This window comes from Rhodococcus sp. NPDC056743 (assembly GCF_042790355.1).
Classification (GTDB): domain Bacteria; phylum Actinomycetota; class Actinomycetes; order Mycobacteriales; family Mycobacteriaceae; genus Rhodococcus_F.
In genome coordinates this window covers 108,681-125,533 of record NZ_JBHTZI010000013.1, presented here as the reverse complement: position 1 = coordinate 125,533, position 16,853 = coordinate 108,681, and the positions used below count along the sequence as shown (strand labels likewise).

The 16,853-nt window shown below is 61.9% G+C and carries 16 protein-coding genes and 1 tRNA gene; 8 read left to right on the top strand and 9 right to left on the bottom strand.

The window, feature by feature from the left end:
- Window positions 1–4 precede the first annotated feature (4 nt).
- The 4 genes from ACFRFQ_RS27630 to ACFRFQ_RS27615 form a co-directional block, all read right to left on the bottom strand.
- A complete protein-coding gene (locus ACFRFQ_RS27630) occupies window positions 5–1,480 on the bottom strand; it encodes a 2-hydroxymuconic semialdehyde dehydrogenase (protein ID WP_378664811.1) in 1,476 nt (491 codons plus the stop codon).
- Window positions 1,481–1,624: 144 nt separating this feature from the next.
- Window positions 1,625–2,410, bottom strand: a complete 786-nt coding sequence (locus ACFRFQ_RS27625; protein WP_378664810.1) for an MBL fold metallo-hydrolase — start codon at window positions 2,408–2,410, stop codon at window positions 1,625–1,627.
- Complete coding sequence (locus tag ACFRFQ_RS27620) at window positions 2,410–2,880, bottom strand: RidA family protein (RefSeq protein WP_378664809.1); 471 nt, start codon at window positions 2,878–2,880, stop codon at window positions 2,410–2,412. The genes ACFRFQ_RS27625 and ACFRFQ_RS27620 overlap by 1 nt, the downstream gene beginning before the upstream one ends.
- Window positions 2,877–3,050: a hypothetical protein gene (locus tag ACFRFQ_RS27615; protein WP_092805866.1), complete on the bottom strand. Its 174-nt coding sequence runs from the start codon at window positions 3,048–3,050 to the stop codon at window positions 2,877–2,879. The genes ACFRFQ_RS27620 and ACFRFQ_RS27615 overlap by 4 nt, the downstream gene beginning before the upstream one ends.
- A gap of 53 nt (window positions 3,051–3,103) precedes the next feature.
- Between ACFRFQ_RS27615 and ACFRFQ_RS27610 the strand changes: the two genes are divergently transcribed.
- Complete coding sequence (locus ACFRFQ_RS27610) at window positions 3,104–4,120, top strand: ArsA-related P-loop ATPase (protein ID WP_378664808.1); 1,017 nt, start codon at window positions 3,104–3,106, stop codon at window positions 4,118–4,120.
- Complete coding sequence (locus tag ACFRFQ_RS27605) at window positions 4,117–5,310, top strand: ArsA family ATPase (RefSeq protein ID WP_378664807.1); 1,194 nt, start codon at window positions 4,117–4,119, stop codon at window positions 5,308–5,310. Before ACFRFQ_RS27610 ends, ACFRFQ_RS27605 begins: the two co-directional genes overlap by 4 nt.
- A 35-nt stretch (window positions 5,311–5,345) precedes the next feature.
- Here the strand turns inward: ACFRFQ_RS27605 and ACFRFQ_RS27600 are convergent, their stop codons facing one another.
- Complete coding sequence (locus ACFRFQ_RS27600; RefSeq protein ID WP_138871571.1) at window positions 5,346–5,672, bottom strand: WhiB family transcriptional regulator; 327 nt, start codon at window positions 5,670–5,672, stop codon at window positions 5,346–5,348.
- A 298-nt stretch (window positions 5,673–5,970) separates the two neighbouring features.
- On the opposite strand from ACFRFQ_RS27600, the gene ACFRFQ_RS27595 reads away from it, so the two are divergent.
- A complete protein-coding gene (locus ACFRFQ_RS27595) occupies window positions 5,971–8,307 on the top strand; it encodes a penicillin-binding protein (RefSeq protein WP_378664849.1) in 2,337 nt (778 codons plus the stop codon).
- A 65-nt stretch (window positions 8,308–8,372) separates the two neighbouring features.
- Here the strand turns inward: ACFRFQ_RS27595 and ACFRFQ_RS27590 are convergent, their stop codons facing one another.
- The gene (locus tag ACFRFQ_RS27590; RefSeq protein WP_378664806.1) at window positions 8,373–8,849 is read right to left on the bottom strand and encodes a GatB/YqeY domain-containing protein; all 477 of its coding nucleotides are present in this window, start codon (window positions 8,847–8,849) and stop codon (window positions 8,373–8,375) included.
- Between the two features lie 57 nt (window positions 8,850–8,906).
- Between ACFRFQ_RS27590 and ACFRFQ_RS27585 the strand changes: the two genes are divergently transcribed.
- The 3 genes from ACFRFQ_RS27585 to ACFRFQ_RS27575 all read left to right on the top strand — a co-directional run bounded on the left by ACFRFQ_RS27585 (window position 8,907) and on the right by ACFRFQ_RS27575 (window position 10,431).
- Window positions 8,907–9,875 (top strand): metallophosphoesterase, encoded by a 969-nt coding sequence (locus ACFRFQ_RS27585; RefSeq protein ID WP_378664805.1) that lies wholly within the window; start codon window positions 8,907–8,909, stop codon window positions 9,873–9,875.
- 54 nt (window positions 9,876–9,929) lie between these two features.
- Window positions 9,930–10,003 (top strand) — tRNA-Pro (locus tag ACFRFQ_RS27580).
- A gap of 104 nt (window positions 10,004–10,107) precedes the next feature.
- Window positions 10,108–10,431 (top strand): hypothetical protein, encoded by a 324-nt coding sequence (locus tag ACFRFQ_RS27575; RefSeq protein ID WP_378664804.1) that lies wholly within the window; start codon window positions 10,108–10,110, stop codon window positions 10,429–10,431.
- On the opposite strand, the gene ACFRFQ_RS27570 is transcribed toward ACFRFQ_RS27575, so the two are convergent.
- Window positions 10,412–11,725 carry a wax ester/triacylglycerol synthase domain-containing protein gene (locus tag ACFRFQ_RS27570; protein WP_378664803.1) on the bottom strand — a complete coding sequence of 438 codons (1,314 nt, stop codon included), beginning with the start codon at window positions 11,723–11,725 and terminating at the stop codon, window positions 10,412–10,414. The two genes, ACFRFQ_RS27575 and ACFRFQ_RS27570, sit on opposite strands and share 20 nt — an antisense overlap.
- A gap of 89 nt (window positions 11,726–11,814) precedes the next feature.
- Window positions 11,815–13,371, bottom strand: a complete 1,557-nt coding sequence (locus tag ACFRFQ_RS27565) for an acyl-CoA synthetase (protein WP_378664802.1) — start codon at window positions 13,369–13,371, stop codon at window positions 11,815–11,817.
- Window positions 13,372–13,539: 168 nt separating this feature from the next.
- On the opposite strand from ACFRFQ_RS27565, the gene ACFRFQ_RS27560 reads away from it, so the two are divergent.
- Window positions 13,540–14,571 carry an ABC transporter substrate-binding protein gene (locus ACFRFQ_RS27560; RefSeq protein ID WP_378664801.1) on the top strand — a complete coding sequence of 344 codons (1,032 nt, stop codon included), beginning with the start codon at window positions 13,540–13,542 and terminating at the stop codon, window positions 14,569–14,571.
- A gap of 58 nt (window positions 14,572–14,629) precedes the next feature.
- On the opposite strand, the gene ACFRFQ_RS27555 is transcribed toward ACFRFQ_RS27560, so the two are convergent.
- Window positions 14,630–15,106, bottom strand: a complete 477-nt coding sequence (locus ACFRFQ_RS27555) for a MarR family winged helix-turn-helix transcriptional regulator (RefSeq protein ID WP_378664800.1) — start codon at window positions 15,104–15,106, stop codon at window positions 14,630–14,632.
- A gap of 120 nt (window positions 15,107–15,226) precedes the next feature.
- Here ACFRFQ_RS27555 and ACFRFQ_RS27550 point away from each other — a divergent pair, with 120 nt between their 5' ends.
- On the top strand, window positions 15,227–16,843 hold the full coding sequence (locus tag ACFRFQ_RS27550) for a DHA2 family efflux MFS transporter permease subunit (RefSeq protein WP_378664799.1): 1,617 nt from the start codon (window positions 15,227–15,229) through the stop codon (window positions 16,841–16,843).
- The last annotated feature ends 10 nt before the right edge of the window (window positions 16,844–16,853 follow it).

The following is a 16,853-nucleotide window of genomic DNA, read 5'->3' as shown; positions in this document are numbered from 1 at the left end:
ATCATCACAGTTGTACGCACACGTTTGTCGGTTCGGTGTAGAAGTGCAGCGAGGACTCGCCGCCCTCACGCCCGATGCCGGACAGGCCCATGCCGCCGAACGGAGACCGCAGTTCACGAGTGAACCACGTGTTGACCCAGGAGATTCCGACGTTCATCTTCTGAGCGACCCGGTGTCCACGACGTAAGTCGTTGGTCCACACCGACGCTGCCAGGCCGTACTCGGTGTCGTTTGCCAAGGCGATCGCTTCGGCCTCGGTGTCGAACGGAATCAGTGCCGCGACAGGTCCGAAGATTTCCTCCCGCACAGCGCGATCCTTGTTGGTCAAACCAGTCCACAGAGTAGGTTCGATCCACGATCCGCCGGCCAGATCCTGCCCGAGATCCGGAATACCGCCACCGGTCAACACTTTTGCGCCCTCCTGCTCGGCGATCTCGAAGTAGTCGAGAACCTTCTTCCGGTGCGCCTGCGAAATGAGCGGACCGGTCGTCGTCGCAGCGAGCGTCGGGTCGCCCAGACGCAACCCTGCGGCTCGCTCGACGAGTCCACCGGCGATGTCGTCGAAAATGCTGCGGTGCACGTAGACCCGTTCGGTACACAGGCAGACCTGGCCGGTGTTGGTGAACACCGACTTGGTCAGACCCGTCAGCGCTTCGTCGATGTCGACGTCGTCGAACACGATCGCGGCGTTCTTACCACCGAGCTCGAACGAGACCGGACGCACCCTCGGGGCAACGGTTTTCATGACATGCGAGCCGGTTGCCGAGGATCCCGTGAAGGTGACTCCGTCTATACCGGGGTGCGTGGTGAGGAATTCGCCCGCGGAGTTCGCGCCGAACCCGTGCACGACGTTGTAGACACCGGCAGGCAGGCCGACCTCTTCGAGCACCTCCGCCAGCAACGACGCTGTTGCCGGGGTCTCTTCGGAAGGCTTGACCACCACGGAGTTTCCGCATGCCAGGGCGGGCGCAACCTTCCAGGTCAGGAGAAGCAGCGGCAGGTTCCACGGAACGATGACGGCAACCACGCCGAGCGGCTTGCGGATCGCGTAGTTCAGCGCCTGCTTGCCGCCGGCCAGATCGGTGACAAATGATTCCTGGCCGGCTGCGGCCACGATGTCGGCGAACGTGCGGAAGTTCGTCAGGGCGCGCGAGACGTCGAGTTCGCGTGCCTGCGTGATCGGCTTGCCGGTGTCCGCCATTTCTGCGGCGACAAATTCTTCGAATCGCTCCTCGATCCGATCAGCGGCCCGTCGCAGCAGCGCGGTGCGCTCGCGGACCGGTGTATCCGCCCAACCGTTGTCCAGGGCGCGCCTGGCCGAGGTCACAGCCCGATCGACCAGGGCCCGGTCGGCTTCGTGGACCTTGGCCAGAACACGGCCGGTTGCGGGGTCTACCTGGTCGAAGCTCGACGACGCGTCGGGTTCGACATAGGAGCCATCCACGTAGTTGCGGATCCATCCGTCGCAGTGTGAGGTCATGGACTAACTATTGGCCCCGACCCCATATCAAACAAATGCAAAAACTGCCGCCAGCTATACCTCGATCGGTATAACAGGCGGCAGTTCCGCTACAGCTCAGCGACTATGCACTTCAGCGACTACGAACTTCGGCGACCACGAACTTCAACGACGCAGATACGCCAACTGCACGTTGACGGATTTTTCCGCAACCGGCCACAGTTTGGGATCGACGTCCGAGTAGACGTGCTCGACGATCTCGCGAACCGACGCCGAATCACCGAGGGCGACGATGGCAGTCCGCACCTGATCGAGCCGCTCCTCGCGATGCGCGAGGTACTGCTGCGAGATCTCCTGCAGGTCAGGAAGTTCCGGGCCGTGCCCGGGTAGAACGGTTCGCCCGTCACCCAGCTCGATGAGGGCACGCAACGACGCAAGATAGTCACCCAGATCGCCGTCCGAATCATCGAGAACCGCTGTGCCACGGCCGAGTATCGTGTCACCGGTCAGCACGCTGCCTTCGTTCTCGATGACGATCGAGACGGAGTCCGCGGTATGGCCGGGGGTTGCCACGATGCGCAGGCGCAGCCCGGCAACCTCGATGAGTTCGCCGTCGAAAAGCGTCGTGCCGTCGCCGCGCAGGAACTCTGAAGAAACGGAACGCACTGGCGCCGAGGTCAATTCGTGAAGACGGCTCACCCCGCCGGTGTGGTCGAAGTGCCGATGCGTGATCAAGACCAACGCCACCGGGCCGACTCCGGCCACTCGTTGCAGGTGTTCTTCATCGTTGTCACCGGGATCGACGACTACATATTCATCGTTGCCCGGCGCCTGCAGAATCCAGGTGTTGGTGCCGTCGAGCGTCATCATGCCCGGGTTGTTCTCGAGCATGACGGACGCGATATCGGTGACGCGGCGAAGCTGCGCGTATGCGGGATGAACCGTTGTCATCAGCGAACTTCTACGATCAGTTCCACCTCGACAGCGGAGCCGAGGGGAAGTTCTGCAACACCGACAGCGGAGCGGGCGTGAATGCCCTCGTCGCCGAAGACCTCAACTAGGAATTCGGAGGCGCCGTTGATCACGCCGGGCTGACCGGTGAAACCTTCAGCAGAAGCCACAAATCCGACGACCTTGACGACACGAACCAGATTGTCGATGCCGACCAGGGCGTTGATCGCGGCAAGAGCGTTGAGAGCACAGACACGCGCGGCGGCCTTTGCATCTGCATCCGACGCATCCGCACCGAGCTTGCCCGTCAACGACAACTTTCCCTCGACAAAAGGCAACTGGCCGGAGGTGTAGACGTGATCACCACTGCGAATCGCCGGGACGTAGGCAGCGACCGGCGCCGCAACTGCGGGCAGCTCGATGCCGAGTTCCGCGAGACGCGCTGACCAGGTCTGCGTTGTTTCGGTCATGCGCCGGCAACCTTCGGACGCTTGAGGTACGCGACGTGCTGTTCGCCCGACGCGCTCGGAAGAACCGTCACCAGCTCCCACCCGTCGACACCCCAATTGTCGAGGATGGCCTTCGGGTTGTGGACCAGCAACGGAGTAACGGTGTATTCCCAGGAAGTCAATTCACTCATGTGGTGAGCCTATCCCGCGCACATCTTCGGCCCCAGACTTATAGGCTCGCGGTGTGGTCGCATCCCAAGATGAGCTGAGCAAGAGCTGGCCGGAGTCTGCATCGAAGGCCCGCCTGCATTTTGTGTCGGGAAAAGGTGGAACCGGTAAGTCGACGGTAGCCGCCGCCTTGGCGCTCGCGTTAGCCGAAGGCGGCCGACGCGTTCTGCTGGTGGAAGTGGAGGGCCGCCAGGGAATTGCGCAGCTCTTCGACGTGCCACCGTTACCTCCACAGGAAACGAAGGTCGCAGCTGCCGAAGGTGGCGGTGAGGTGATGGCGTTGGCCGTCGACATCGAGACGGCTTTCCTCGAATACCTGGAAATGTTCTACAACCTGGGCTTCGCAGGCCGCGCGATGCGCAAGTTCGGTGCCATCGAGTTCGCCACGACCATTGCACCCGGCCTGCGTGACGTGCTGCTCACCGGCAAGATCAAGGAGTGCGTCATCCGCACCGACCGAACCGGGAAGCGGGTGTACGACGCCGTTGTCGTCGACGCCCCGCCGACGGGCCGGATCGGTAGTTTTCTCGACGTCACGAAGGCTATGGCCGATCTCGCCAAGGGCGGGCCGGTGCATTCGCAGAGCGAGGGCGTCGTGCGGCTGCTGCACTCACCGGAAACGGTGGTGCATCTGGTGGCGCTACTCGAGGCCCTACCCGTGCAGGAAACCACGGATGCCGCCTTGGAGCTGGCCCGAGACGAGCTCAATCTCGGCGCGATCATCGTCAACCGCACCAGCCCGAAGTTCCTGCCGGAAGGCACGCTGGCCGGGGCTGCGGCCGGAGAAATCGATGCCGCGGCGATCCGGTCAACGCTCACGGATGTCGGCCTCGAACTGTCGGACGACGACTTCGCCGGACTGCTGACGGAGACCATCGAGCACGCGTCGGTTCTCGAAGCGCAGGAATCCAGTGCTGAGAAACTGCAGGAGATCGACGGCGCCCGACTGCACTTGCCGGCTCTGGCCGACGGGGTCGATCTGGGTGGTCTGTACGAATTGGCCGAATACCTCATGGAACAGGGTGTCCGATGACCGAAACCACAGAAAACGCGGTCACTGACAACGTCGTGGCCGGCAGTTCCAGAACCGGTCGCCGCAGCGCTCCGGTGCTCGATATCTCGGCGATCATCAACGATCCAACCGCTCGAATTGTGGTGTGCTGCGGCGCCGGTGGCGTCGGCAAGACCACCACGGCAGCGTCGTTGGCACTGCGGGCGGCCGAGCAGGGCCGACGCGTCGTCGTTCTCACGATCGATCCGGCGAGGCGGCTGGCTCAGGCTCTGGGCGTCGCAGAACTCGACAACACACCGCAACCGGTGAAACTCGGCCCCGAGGCAACGGGTGAACTGCACGCGATGATGCTGAACATGCGTCGCACGTTCGACGAGATGGTGCTCGAGCATTCCAGCCCCGACAAGGCGCAGCAGATACTCGCGAACCCCTTCTACCAAACCGTTGCCACGTCGTTCTCCGGAACTCAGGAGTACATGGCGATGGAGAAGCTGGGGCAGCTGGCGTCGAACGACAAGTGGGATCTGGTGATCGTGGATACGCCGCCGTCCCGGAACGCACTCGATTTCCTGGATGCTCCGCAGCGGCTCGGAACGTTCCTCGACGGCCGGATGATCCGGTTGCTCTCGGCTCCTGGTCGGGGTTTGACCAAGCTGGTGGCCGGCGCGATGGGCTTGGCGCTGAAGGGTGTGTCGACGATCGTCGGAAGCGCGATGCTCGCCGACGCCTCGGCGTTTGTTCAGTCGCTCGATTCGATGTTCGGTGGTTTCCGCGAGCGCGCCACCAAGACCTACGAGCTTCTTCGCCAGCCCGGCACCCATTTCCTGGTGATCGCTGCTGCGGAACCGGATGCTTTGCGGGAGGCGGCGTTTTTCGTCGACCGACTGGCCGGGGATTCGATGCCGCTGGCCGGGTTGGTGCTGAACCGAACGCATCCAACTCTGACTGCGCTGCCGTCTGATCATGCGGCAACGGCCGCAGACAAACTCGCAGCCAAGGAAAATCCGACTGACGCCGAGGCGCTGACGGAGGCGGTGCTCCGTATTCATGCTCACCGCGCAGCAATCGCCAAACGTGAGGTGGCACTGCTGAGCCGGTTTACCGCTGCCCATCCGCGGGTGCCGCTGATCGGCGTTCCGTCACTACCGTTCGAGGTGTCCGACCTCGAGGCACTGCGCGCCGTGGGCGATCAGCTCACCCGTAAAGGCTAGTCACTCGCAAAGGCTAATCACTCGCAAAGGCTAGGTCAGACAGCAGCGGACTGCTGGTGACGCCGGTCCTCGAAGAATTCGGACCACGAGTCGACGTCGGGGTGCTGCTTGAGGAGAGCGCGTCGCTGGCGTTCGGTCATGCCGCCCCACACTCCGAATTCGACGCGGTTGTCGAGAGCGTCGGCTCCGCACTGCATCAGGACCGGGCAATGTCGGCAGATTGTTGCTGCCTTACGTTGCGCGGCACCTCGAACAAAGAGCTGATCCGGATCTACTTCGCGGCAGCGTGCCTGCGTTACCCAGGCGATGCGAGCCTCTGCCTGTTCGACATCCAAACGGCTACTCGGGGTGGCTGTGTACATTCTCTGGTCCCCTCTACAAAGTATGTCCGTCGCCTCGAGGGCGAGCAGCACAACATCTCCGCTCCGTCGCGAATATCACGACGAAAGCTGAGACACATTCGTGATCGAGTGTTATATCAATCACACCGTTCACACAATTTAGGTAAAGAAACGCCCAGACGCAAGACGGCCGTCCACCTTTTTTGGTACGGCAGTACAAACCGGGTGTTCAGGACGTTTTATCCGCCACGAATTCTTTCCGTGCCACGCCCAGTGGGTGCGCACACGTACTCTGTAGATCGTGTCGATTGCAAAAACAGTGGCGAAGCTCGCCGGAAGTTCGGCGTTGGCCGGTGTCCTCGTTGCCGGAGTGATGTTTCCGCTGGCAGGTGGACTCGGATTCGCATCCAACCGAGCCGCGGACACGGTCGACAACGTTTCTGCCGAACTGGTGGACGGCACTGTCCCTGCAGTCTCGACGATGGTCGATTCGGCAGGCAATCCCATCGCCTGGCTTTACGAGCAGCGGCGGTTCGAAGTCCCGAGCGACCAGATCTCGAACAACATGAAGCTGGCGATCGTCTCCATCGAGGACCGTCGATTCCCGGATCACAAGGGAGTGGACTGGCAGGGAACGCTGCGCGCCTTCCTGACCAACACCACTTCCGGCGAGGTCCAGCAGGGTGCGTCGACGCTCGATCAGCAGTACGTGAAGAACTACCAACTGTTGGTCGTCGCAAAAACCGACGCCGAACGCCGTGCCGCAATCGAGACCACTCCGGCTCGCAAGATTCGCGAAATCCGGATGGCACTCACATTGGACAAGGAACTCACAAAAGACGAGATCCTCACCCGCTACCTGAACCTCGTGCCGTTCGGTAACGGTTCCTTCGGAATCCAGGATGCCGCTCAGACGTACTTCGGCGTCGACGCCAAAGACCTCAGCATTCCGCAGTCCGCGATGCTCGCCGGCATGGTCCAGTCGAGTTCGGCCTTGAACCCGTACACCAACGTCGAAGGTGTCACCGAGCGCCGCAACACCGTGCTCGACACGATGATCACCAACATTCCCGACCAGGCCGACGAGTTCCGGGCAGCCAAAGACGAACCGTTGGGTGTTCTCCCCACCCCGAATACGCTGCCGCGTGGATGCATCGCAGCTGGTGACCGCGGATTCTTCTGCGACTACGCACTGAAATACCTCTCGGACGCCGGGATCAGTCGCGAGCAGATCAACGAGGGCGGCTACCTCATCAAGACCACGCTCGACCCGACGGTTCAGGCCTCCACCAAAGCCGGTCTCAACGCGAACGCCAAGCCGGACCTCGACGGCATCGCCAATGTCATGAGCGTGATTCGTCCCGGCCAGGACTCACACAAGGTCGTGGCGATGGCCAGCAGCCGCACGTACGGTCTCGATGCCGACGCCAGCGAAACCGTCCTGGCCCAGCCGTATTCGCTGTCCGGTGATGGCGCCGGCTCGGTGTTCAAGGTCTTCACCACCGCCGCCGCCATGGAGAAGGGCCTCGGTATCGACGCGACCCTCGACGTTCCCCGGCGCTTCGACGCCAAGGGCTTCGGTAGTGGCGGCGCAGCGGGATGTCCGGTGTCCACGTACTGCGTCGAGAACGTCGGTAACTATCCGGCGACGATGTCGGTGACGGATGCTCTCGCGCAGTCGCCCAACACCGCATTCGTGAAGCTCATCGCGGCAACAGGTGTGACGCCGACCGTCGATATGGCCGTGCGTCTCGGTCTGCGTTCGTACGCCGAACCCAACACGTCGGGGTTCGACGATCGCAGCATGGCCGACTTCCAGAAGGAACAGAATCTCGGCTCGTTCACGCTCGGCCCAACCTGGATCAATCCGCTCGAACTGTCCAACGTCGCGGCAACGTTGGCATCGCACGGCAAGTGGTGCCCGCCCAGCCCGATCGACTCCGTCGTCGACCGCAACGGCAAGCCGGTGACGGTCACGGAACAAGGCTGCGAGCAGGTAGTCGAGCCCGGATTGGCCGATACCCTCGCCAATGCACTCAGCCGCGACGACGTGGGTGCAGGTACCTCTGCGGGTGCCGCCGGCAGCGCCGGATGGACCCTGCCGATGTCCGGTAAGACCGGTACCACGGAGACTCACAAGTCTTCGGCGTTCCTCGGCTTCACGAACAATCTGGCCGCGGCCGTCTACATCTTCGGCGACTCCCCGACTCCGGGTGAGATCTGCTCGACTCCGCTGCGCCCGTGCTACAGCGGAAACCTGTACGGCGGTACCGAACCGGCACGGAGTTGGTTTGCTGCAATGATGCCGGTTGCCAACAATTTCGGTCCCACGGCGCTACCGCCGATCGACCCGAAGTACGCCCGTGGCTCGCAGAACGGTCAGGTTCCCGAGGTTGTCGGACTGAGCCAGTCTGCTGCCACCTCTCGCCTGCAGGAGTCGGGATTCACCGTCAACGCGGTGACGTCGGCGTCGGGTGCGCGAGCCGGAACTGTCACCGGCGCATCTCCGTCGGGCTCGGCGATTCCGGGTTCCACCATCACGATCTACATCAGTGACGGGTCGGTACGAGCGCCGATAGCACCGGCGTCGCCGGACGGCTCACCAGATCCGGCATCACCAGCGTCGCCGGATCCCGATACACCGGCACCGCGCTAGCAACCGCAGAAGAGAACGGCCGCACCCTCATGAGAGTGCGGCCGTTCTCTATTTGGCGGTGATGCCTACAGGCGAGACTTCACGGCAGCTGAGATACGAGCGCCATCAGCCTTACCCTTGGCCAAAGCGCTGGCGGCCTTGATGACCTGACCCATCTGACGCATTCCCGGACGCTCACCGAGCTCCTCGGCTACCTGCGCCAACGCGGTGTCGACGACGTCGACAAGTTCTGCGTCGGTCAACGGCGTCGGCAGGTATTCGTCGATGATCTGCGCCTCGGCGCGCTCTTTCGCGGCAAGTTCACCGCGGCCGTTCTCGGTGTAAATTTCGGCGGATTCCCCGCGCTTCTTCGATTCCTTGGCAAGAACCTTGATGATTTCTTCGTCGGTGAGGACTCGCGCTTCCTTACCCGAAACCTCTTCGGTCTGAACTGCTGCGATGAGCATCCGGAGAGTGCCGGTGCGAAGCGGATCCTTGGCCTTCATGGATGCGACCATGTCGGAACGGAGTTTGTCTTTGAGCGTTGCTGTCGTGTCGGACATGAGGGAAACGCTACGCGCACGCCCCGCCTCTCGTCCCCTTAGTTATATCCTTGAGTGGTGTCTGACCAGTTCCGCACCAACCTGACCCGCACCGCACTTGGTGCCGCGGGCGTCGCTGCACTCGGAATCGGGTACGCATCCGGCATCGAACGCAATGCTTTTACGTTGCGCGAGGTGACGATGCCCGTACTCGAGCCGGGGTCGTCGTCGCTGCGGGTTCTCCACCTCAGCGATCTGCACATGATGCCTAACCAGCGGTTGAAGCAGAACTGGTTGCGTGAGCTCGAAAGTCTCGACCCGGATCTCGTGGTGAACACCGGCGACAACCTGTCTCATCAGCGCAGCGTCCCCGCAGTGGTCCAGGCACTCGGCGACCTGCTCGCCCGTCCCGGTCTGTTCGTGTTCGGCAGCAACGACTACTTCGCCCCGAAGCCGAAGAACCCGCTGAGCTACATCTTCGACAAGAAGAAGCGCATCACGGGCGATCCGCTGCCGTGGGGAGATCTGCGGGCTGCATTCACCGAGCGTGGCTGGCTCGACGTGACGCATGTGCGGCGCGAACTCGAGGTGTCGGGCATCAAGATCGCCACGGCCGGCGTCGACGATCCGCATCTCAAGCGTGATCGTTACGACACCATCGCGGGCCCGCCCAATCCCCTGGCTCAGCTGAAACTCGGTTTGACGCACTCCCCTGAACCGCGGGTGTTGGATCGATTCGCCGAGGACGGCTACGACCTCGTTCTCGCCGGCCATACACACGGCGGACAGCTGTGCCTGCCGTTCTACGGTGCGCTGGTGACGAACTGTGAGTTGGACCGCTCCCGGGTGAAGGGGCCGTCCAAGTGGGGTGCCCACACACAGCTTCACGTATCGGCCGGTATCGGAACCTCGCCGTGGGCTCCGGTCCGTTTCTGCTGCCGACCCGAGGCAACGCTGTTGACGTTGGTGCCCTCTACCGGCCGCGAACCTGAGCACTCCTCCGAGCGCGGTTCCGCTCAGTCTGTTGCGCCGGTTCTACGCAACTGACCTGCGGATTTAATGCCTGCCGACTTCGTGCTGTAAGCTAACCGAGGTTCGACACGGGGTGTGGCGCAGCTTGGTAGCGCGCTTCGTTCGGGACGAAGAGGTCGTGGGTTCAAATCCCGCCACCCCGACAGTGAAGAACTTGAAGAAGGCACTTTTTCCTCGCGGAGAAGGTGCCTTCTTTTGTTGTACGGTGCTCTCCAGGTTGTACAGGCTCTCCAGGAGGTGGTTACCCATGGGCAAGAACGAGGACTTCGCGCACAACGACATCGCCAGTCGCAGTCGACGCGAGAAGGCCGTGGGTCTGGCCAAGTTCGCGTGGAATCGCGGGATCACTGCCGCCGAACTCCTGGACATGCCCGACGACCGGTTACGCAAGTTGGCTCGGGCCGCCGACGCGAATCCCCCGAGTACCCGGGAGACCTGGACCATCGCAGCCGGTCTCATCGACGAAAAGGATCAGTGGGCTGCAGCGCACCCTGATCGCTCCGAGGCGCAGCGCACGCACGCCGACGAGAAGATCATGTGGGTGAAGAAGCCTATCGAGCCGTGGCTTTAGAACTTCGTTCCTCGAGGCAGGCCAGAACGCGGGCTGCGTTCTTCTCCAGGACAGCCGCGTAGACATCGATGTCGCCACTGTCAGGAGTTCCGCTCAGGACTGAGATCGCGAGCACGTCACCCACCGAATAGATCCCGTGGTTGAACGGGCTCCGCGGCGACACGTACGGAAATGACGCAGTCGACACAATCTTGGAATCACCTAGTGTCATGACGGCGGGGCCACGGTTGACACTGCTTGCGACCGTTCCCAGTTTCGGTTCCGACGACAATACAGGTCTGACTGCGACTGCCGGCAGTTCGTATTGCAGCGTACGAACCGCTCGATAAGCGTCGGGATATCCAGCTTTACCGTGGTTGTTGTTCGTGGTTATCACATGCAACCGCTCCGCAATATCTTCTGTGTCCATCGCCAAATCGACGTGATAGCAACCCATATGATTTTGTCCGCGCACCTCGGCCCCCGCGGGTGCGCCAGACATCACCTGCATCGAGCGCGGGCTCTTGTCACCAAAATGTTCTTGCAGTGACAACGAGATGATCGTCTGGGCTATTGCGGTCACCGTCACCCCTGGCCACATTCTCTTGGCTTCTCGAATCGCCACCAGATCGAGCATGATTGCCGACGCCGAACGTTTATCCGTAAAGGTCACGGCGCCACCGCCGGAATCCGGCGCGTCGTATTTCCGGGTTTCCGGCAGTGCACGAAAAGCGCGGACATATCGCCGCGGAGTTCCGAGGAGTCCCTTCAGAGATGACCACCACGGATTCGGCGTCGTGAGCTCCGGAACGAATTCGGGTAGATCCTTGGACGAGAACAGGTCGTGAACAATTGCGTTGTACGCTTGCCCGTCACCTAGAGCGTGAGAGGCCTTGAGAATCACCACGGTTGCTTCGCCCTGCACCCCGGGCGCATCGCGAACACCTCGAACGACATGCAGTCGCCACAGGCATTCGTAGGGATCGACGATCTGTGCGGCAATGTCGCCGAAGTATTCGAAAACACCTTTCCACGAGGATATTTCGACATGATCTTCGACATGCTCAGTAATGTCGAATGGCGCGGAGTCGATCCAATAGGGAAACCCGAATCCGCCGGGAACTGTGGTCACGGTCCACCGCAATTCCGGAATCCTCGACGCACGATCTCCGAGAAACTCGAGTAGTTCTTTCTTGTCGAACGGAGTCGAACTACCAGAATCGAACAGGAAAATCGTCTGGACATCCGTGGACCGGGTTTCCATATTCGCCGGAATCAGTTCGAAATCCACCGAAGTCAGCTGTTTGGTGGGCATGACAAATCTCCGATGCATCATTCTCGAAAAAGCGGGCATGAAAACAATAGACAACAACTACCTGCCTCGCGAAACGTTCACCCGATTATTTACAACCCGGCGACGGTTTCCTTCGCCCAACGGTAATCGGCTTTTCCGCTGGGTGAGCGAAGAATCTCCGGAACCAGAACTATCGAACGCGGAATCTTGTACCCCGCCACATGAATCCGGCAGTGCTCGGACAAGGCGCCAGGCTCCACGTCGCCGAAGCCTGGGCGGATCTGGACGACCGCCGCCACTTTCTCACCGAACTTCGCATCGGGCGCACCCGCCACCAAGGCGTCGAGCACCGCTGGGTGAGTCTTGAGTGCCTGCTCCACTTCTTCGGGGTACACCTTCTCACCACCCGAGTTGATACACATGGAACCGCGTCCGAGCAGCACGATTGTGCCGTCTGCTTCCATCGTTCCCATGTCGCCGAGAACTGCCATCCTGACACCGTCGACAACCGGGAACGTCGCTGCTGATTTCTCCGGATCGTCGAAGTAGGCAATCGGCACATGCCCGGCTCGCGCGATGTAGCCGACGGTATCCGATCCCGGTTCGATGCGACGGAATTCCTCGTCGACCAGAATCATGTTGGGGTTGGAGCGAATTCGCTTCGTTCCGTCTTCGCTGAACTCGACGACGCCGTCGTTGCCGGATTCCGAGGCGCCGAATGCATCCTTGATGACTAGCCCGGGAATTCGAGACTTCAACTCTTCCTTGAGGTTCGGCGAGAACAGGGCACCGCCGGATCCGATCAGTTTCAGCGAGGAGATGTCGTACTTACCGTCGGCAGCGACGATCGCGTCGGCGATGGGTCGTGCGATCGCATCGCCGACGACGGTGATGCCGGTGATCTTTTCGGCCTCCACGAGCCGGAGCACGTCGGCGGGGTCGAAGCTCCGGGTCAGGACTCGCGGCGCGCCCATCAGAAAGGCAGTGAGCAGCGAGTAGATGGCCGCTCCGTGCATGAGCGGCGGAATGAGCAGCAGCACAGTGGGATTGGTGTTCGCGATCGCTGCATCTACAACTTCTTCGAGACTACGACGCGGCGGCCCGCTGAGGTTTGCTCCGGACAGGGCAGCAAAGAAGAAGTCTTCGTGCCGCCAGACAACGCCCTTCGGCATACCCGTGGTGCCGCCGGTGTAGATGATGAAATGGTCGTCGTCTGAGCGAGTCTCGAAGTCCCGGACGTCGGACGCTGCGGCCAGTGCCGTTTCGTACTCGTCGCCGACGATCAGAACGTGGTCGATCTCGGCGCACTGCGGTACAACACCCAACGCAATTTCCGCGAATTCGTCCTCGACCAGCAATGCCACCATTTTCGAGTTGGTGTAGACGTATGCGAGTTCGACGTCGGTGTAGCGGAAGTTGACGTTGATCGGAACCGCCCTGATCTTCATGCAAGCCAGTAGCGCTTCCACATATTCCACGCAGTTCCTCATGTGGATTCCGACGTGCTGTCCCGGTTCGACGCCGACGGACTGAAGGTGGTGTGCCAATCGGTTTGACCGCAGTTCGAGCTCCCGATAGGTGAGGCGCTTTTCCTCGAGGATCAGCGGCGTTCGATCGGGAATTGCATCGGCAACGGCCTCGAACAGGTCGGCAACGTTCAGGGTCATCGATTTCCTCACGTGTCTTCGCACACAATTGGCAGGTCTTTCGCGAAGCTAACACTTTTACCGAGGCGTCGAAGTCGAATTGCGGAGTAGGTTCCGTTAGTCGGGATCGTCGACGATTGTCCCGAGACCAGCTAAAAGCGTCCGATACCACCAGCGTAGCCTTGCCTAATGTTCACTCGTACTTCATTTCGGACCCGCACGTCGGTCCGGGTCGCCATGGTTGCCCTGGCGACAGTCTTTGCCGCAACAGCTTGTGGAACTTCCGATGCCGGAAGCAACGCCAACGGAAACACCGACGTCGCGACCGGCGGCAAGCTGTTCAGCACCGCCGACACCGAAACCGCCAAGCTCGGCAGTGACGCCGCTCCCGGCGAGTTCCCGCGCACGGTCACTCATGCATTGGGCGAGGTCACACTCGAGGCCAAGCCGACTCGCGTCGTCGTCCTGGACAGCGGAGAGTTGGACGAAGTCCTCTCACTCGGCATCACCCCGGTCGGTATCGCCAGCCCGGAGAGCGCCGCAGGTCAGCCGTCGTACCTGGCGGACAAGTTGGTGGGCGTCCCCGACGTGGGCACCACCAACAATCTCAACCTCGAAGCGATCACCGCACTGCAGCCCGATCTGATCCTGGGCAGCAAGCTGCGTCAGGACAAGCTGTACCCGCAGCTCGCGGCAATCGCGCCGACGGTCTTCAGCATCCGCCCCGGATTCCCGTGGAAGGAGAACTTCCTCCTTGCCGGTGATGCCCTGGGCGAGGAAACGAAGGCCGAGCAGATCCTCAACGACTACCAGACCCACGCCGACGAAGTCCGCGCGTCGATCGACGGTTCCCCGACCATCTCGCTGGTCCGTTTCATGTCCGGCAAGCTGCGTCTGTACGGAAACTTGTCCTTCATCGGCGTCATCCTGAAGGACGTCGGACTCCCCCGCCCGGCAATCCAGGACATCGACGAACTGGCCGTCGAGGTCAGCCCGGAGACGATCACCCAAGCCGAGGGTGATCAGATCTTCTACTCGAGCTACGGAAGTCCCGCGGACACCGGTCAAACCACCGTCACCGCCGGTCCGTTGTGGGCAACGATGGACGCCGTCAAGGACGGTCGCGCCAGCGAGGTCAGCGACGAAACCTGGTTCCTGGGTCTCGGCCCGACAGGTGCCGGCTTGGTTCTCGACGACCTGCAGGCCAAGCTCGGCAAGTAGCCGCCGCCGAAGCCAAGACCGCCGCTCGACTCCGGAGTCGAGCGGCGGTCTTTTTTGTTCAGCGGTTGTCCTGCTCGAGGTGTTCGTTCATCGTCGAGTGCAGGTCGACGAGGAACTCCTCGAATCGACTCAGCAATTCGGGCGGGTATTTCGCCATCATGGCGTCGAGTCGCACAGCGAGCGGCCCGAAGAACTCGTCAGCCAGATCTTGCACATGTGCACTGCTGTGCAGCGTGACCACGCGACGGTCCGTGTTCTCGCGGGTCCGGACGATGTGCCCCGCCTTCTCCAAGCGGTTGAGCAACGCGGTGGTGGCGCCCGACGTCAGTGAGATCCGCTCGCTGAGGCGTGCGGGCGAGAGCGGCGCACCCTTCTCCTCGGCAGCCGTGATTTCCATCAGAGCCGTTGCGTCGGTGGAATGCAGGCCGAGCCACGACGCGAATCGATGGCTGAATTCGGTGAACGTCGCACCGTACGCACGGAATTCGTCCATCAGCCGCTCCCGCTCCACGGCGATGTCGCGCGGTGCTTCCACCTCGGTAATCCCACCTTTCCTGTGCCAGACGGCGGCCGGTCGAGCCCAGCGCGCACGTTGACAACTTACCGTCTCAAATATACCTTCATCATAAAGTTACTTCACAATGGAGGTTTATTCGTGAACATCTCACCCACCACCCGCAAGTGGCTGGGCCTGATCGCCATCGCACTCGGCGTGGCACTGATCGTCGTCGACACCACCATCGTCAACGTCATCGTCCCGTCGATCATCGAAGATCTCGGAATCAATTCCGTTCAGGCTCAATGGATCCAAGAGTCCTATGCCATCGTGTTCGCGGCGCTCCTACTTCTGGTCGGCAGAGTTGCCGACTTGGTCGGCGCCCGTCGCATCTTCATAGCCGGAGTCGTCGTGTTCGGCGCAACGAGCCTGCTGGCCGGCCTGGCACCGAACGGCGGTCTGCTCATCCTGGCGCGATTCCTGCAGGGCGCCGGCGCAGCCATGATTCTGCCCACCTCACTGTCGCTTCTGAACGCGATGTTCACCGGCAAAGCCCGCGGCCAGGCCTTTGCGGTCTGGGGTTCCACCATCGGCGCTGCCTCCGCTCTCGGTCCCTTGCTCGGCGGCTGGCTTGCCGAACATGCCTCGTGGCGTTGGGCATTCGGCATCAACATTCCGCTTGTAGCGGTCATCCTCGTCGGCGCAGTTCTGTTCATCGCACCCTCGCCCCGCACCGCAGGGCGCGTCGACGCCACCGGAGCGGCACTGTCCATCGCCGGCCTGGGCCTGCTGGCCTTCGGCCTCGTCGAGGGACGTACGTACGGGTGGCTGACAACGAAGGAACCCTTCGAACTGTTCGGACTGTCCTGGTCCAGCGGACCGTCGCCGGTTCTGATCGCGTCAGTTCTCGCCGTCATCTCGCTCGGTGCGTTCGCCTACCGTCAAACCCTGCTCACCCGCAGTGACGATCCGTCACGGGCGCTGATGGACGTACGGTTGTTCTCCATCTCGTCGTTCCGCAACGGCAACATCGCGACGCTGATCATCGGTCTCGGTGAGTTCGGAATCGTTGCGGTACTTCCTCTCTGGCTTCAGTTCACGCTCGGATACAGCGCACTCCAGGCCGGACTCGCGCTGGTTCCCATCGCCATCGGCAGCTTTGTCGCCAGTGGTGCGAGCTTCGGGCTGGCGTCGAAGGTCTCGCCGTTGGGCTTGGTCCGTCTCGGCCTGGCTCTCGAAGCTCTCGGCCTTGCCGGCCTCGGATTCATCGCTGCAACAGACAGCCCCTGGTGGACCATCGCCGCAGTGCTGTTCTTCTACGGCATCGGCGTCGGTTTCGCGACGGCGCAGGTCACCAACGTCGTGCTCGAGGAGATTCCCGAGCAGAGCGCCGGTCAAGGCTCCGGCATTCAGAGTGCATTCCGCCAACTCGGATCCGCACTGGGCATCGCCGTCCTCACCACGGTGTTCTTCAGCACTCTCAATTCGACTTTGAACAACGACCTCACCGAATCCGGTGTCGACCAAGCTCAGGCCGATCAGTTGACGCGCGCAGTCACCGACAGCGCGGGCGCCGCCATCGACTCGCTGGCCGGCTCACCGAGCACTGCCTTCGTTGCCGACGCCGCCCAGTCTGCGATGACTCACGGCATCACACTCGGCGGATACCTTGCAGCCGGATTTGTTGTCGTGGGCCTGATCGCCACGGCGCTCATCCCGAACACGCCGCTCTCGTCACCCGAGGAGGAACCGAAGACTGCAGCGGATGTCGGCTGACGCAGAAACA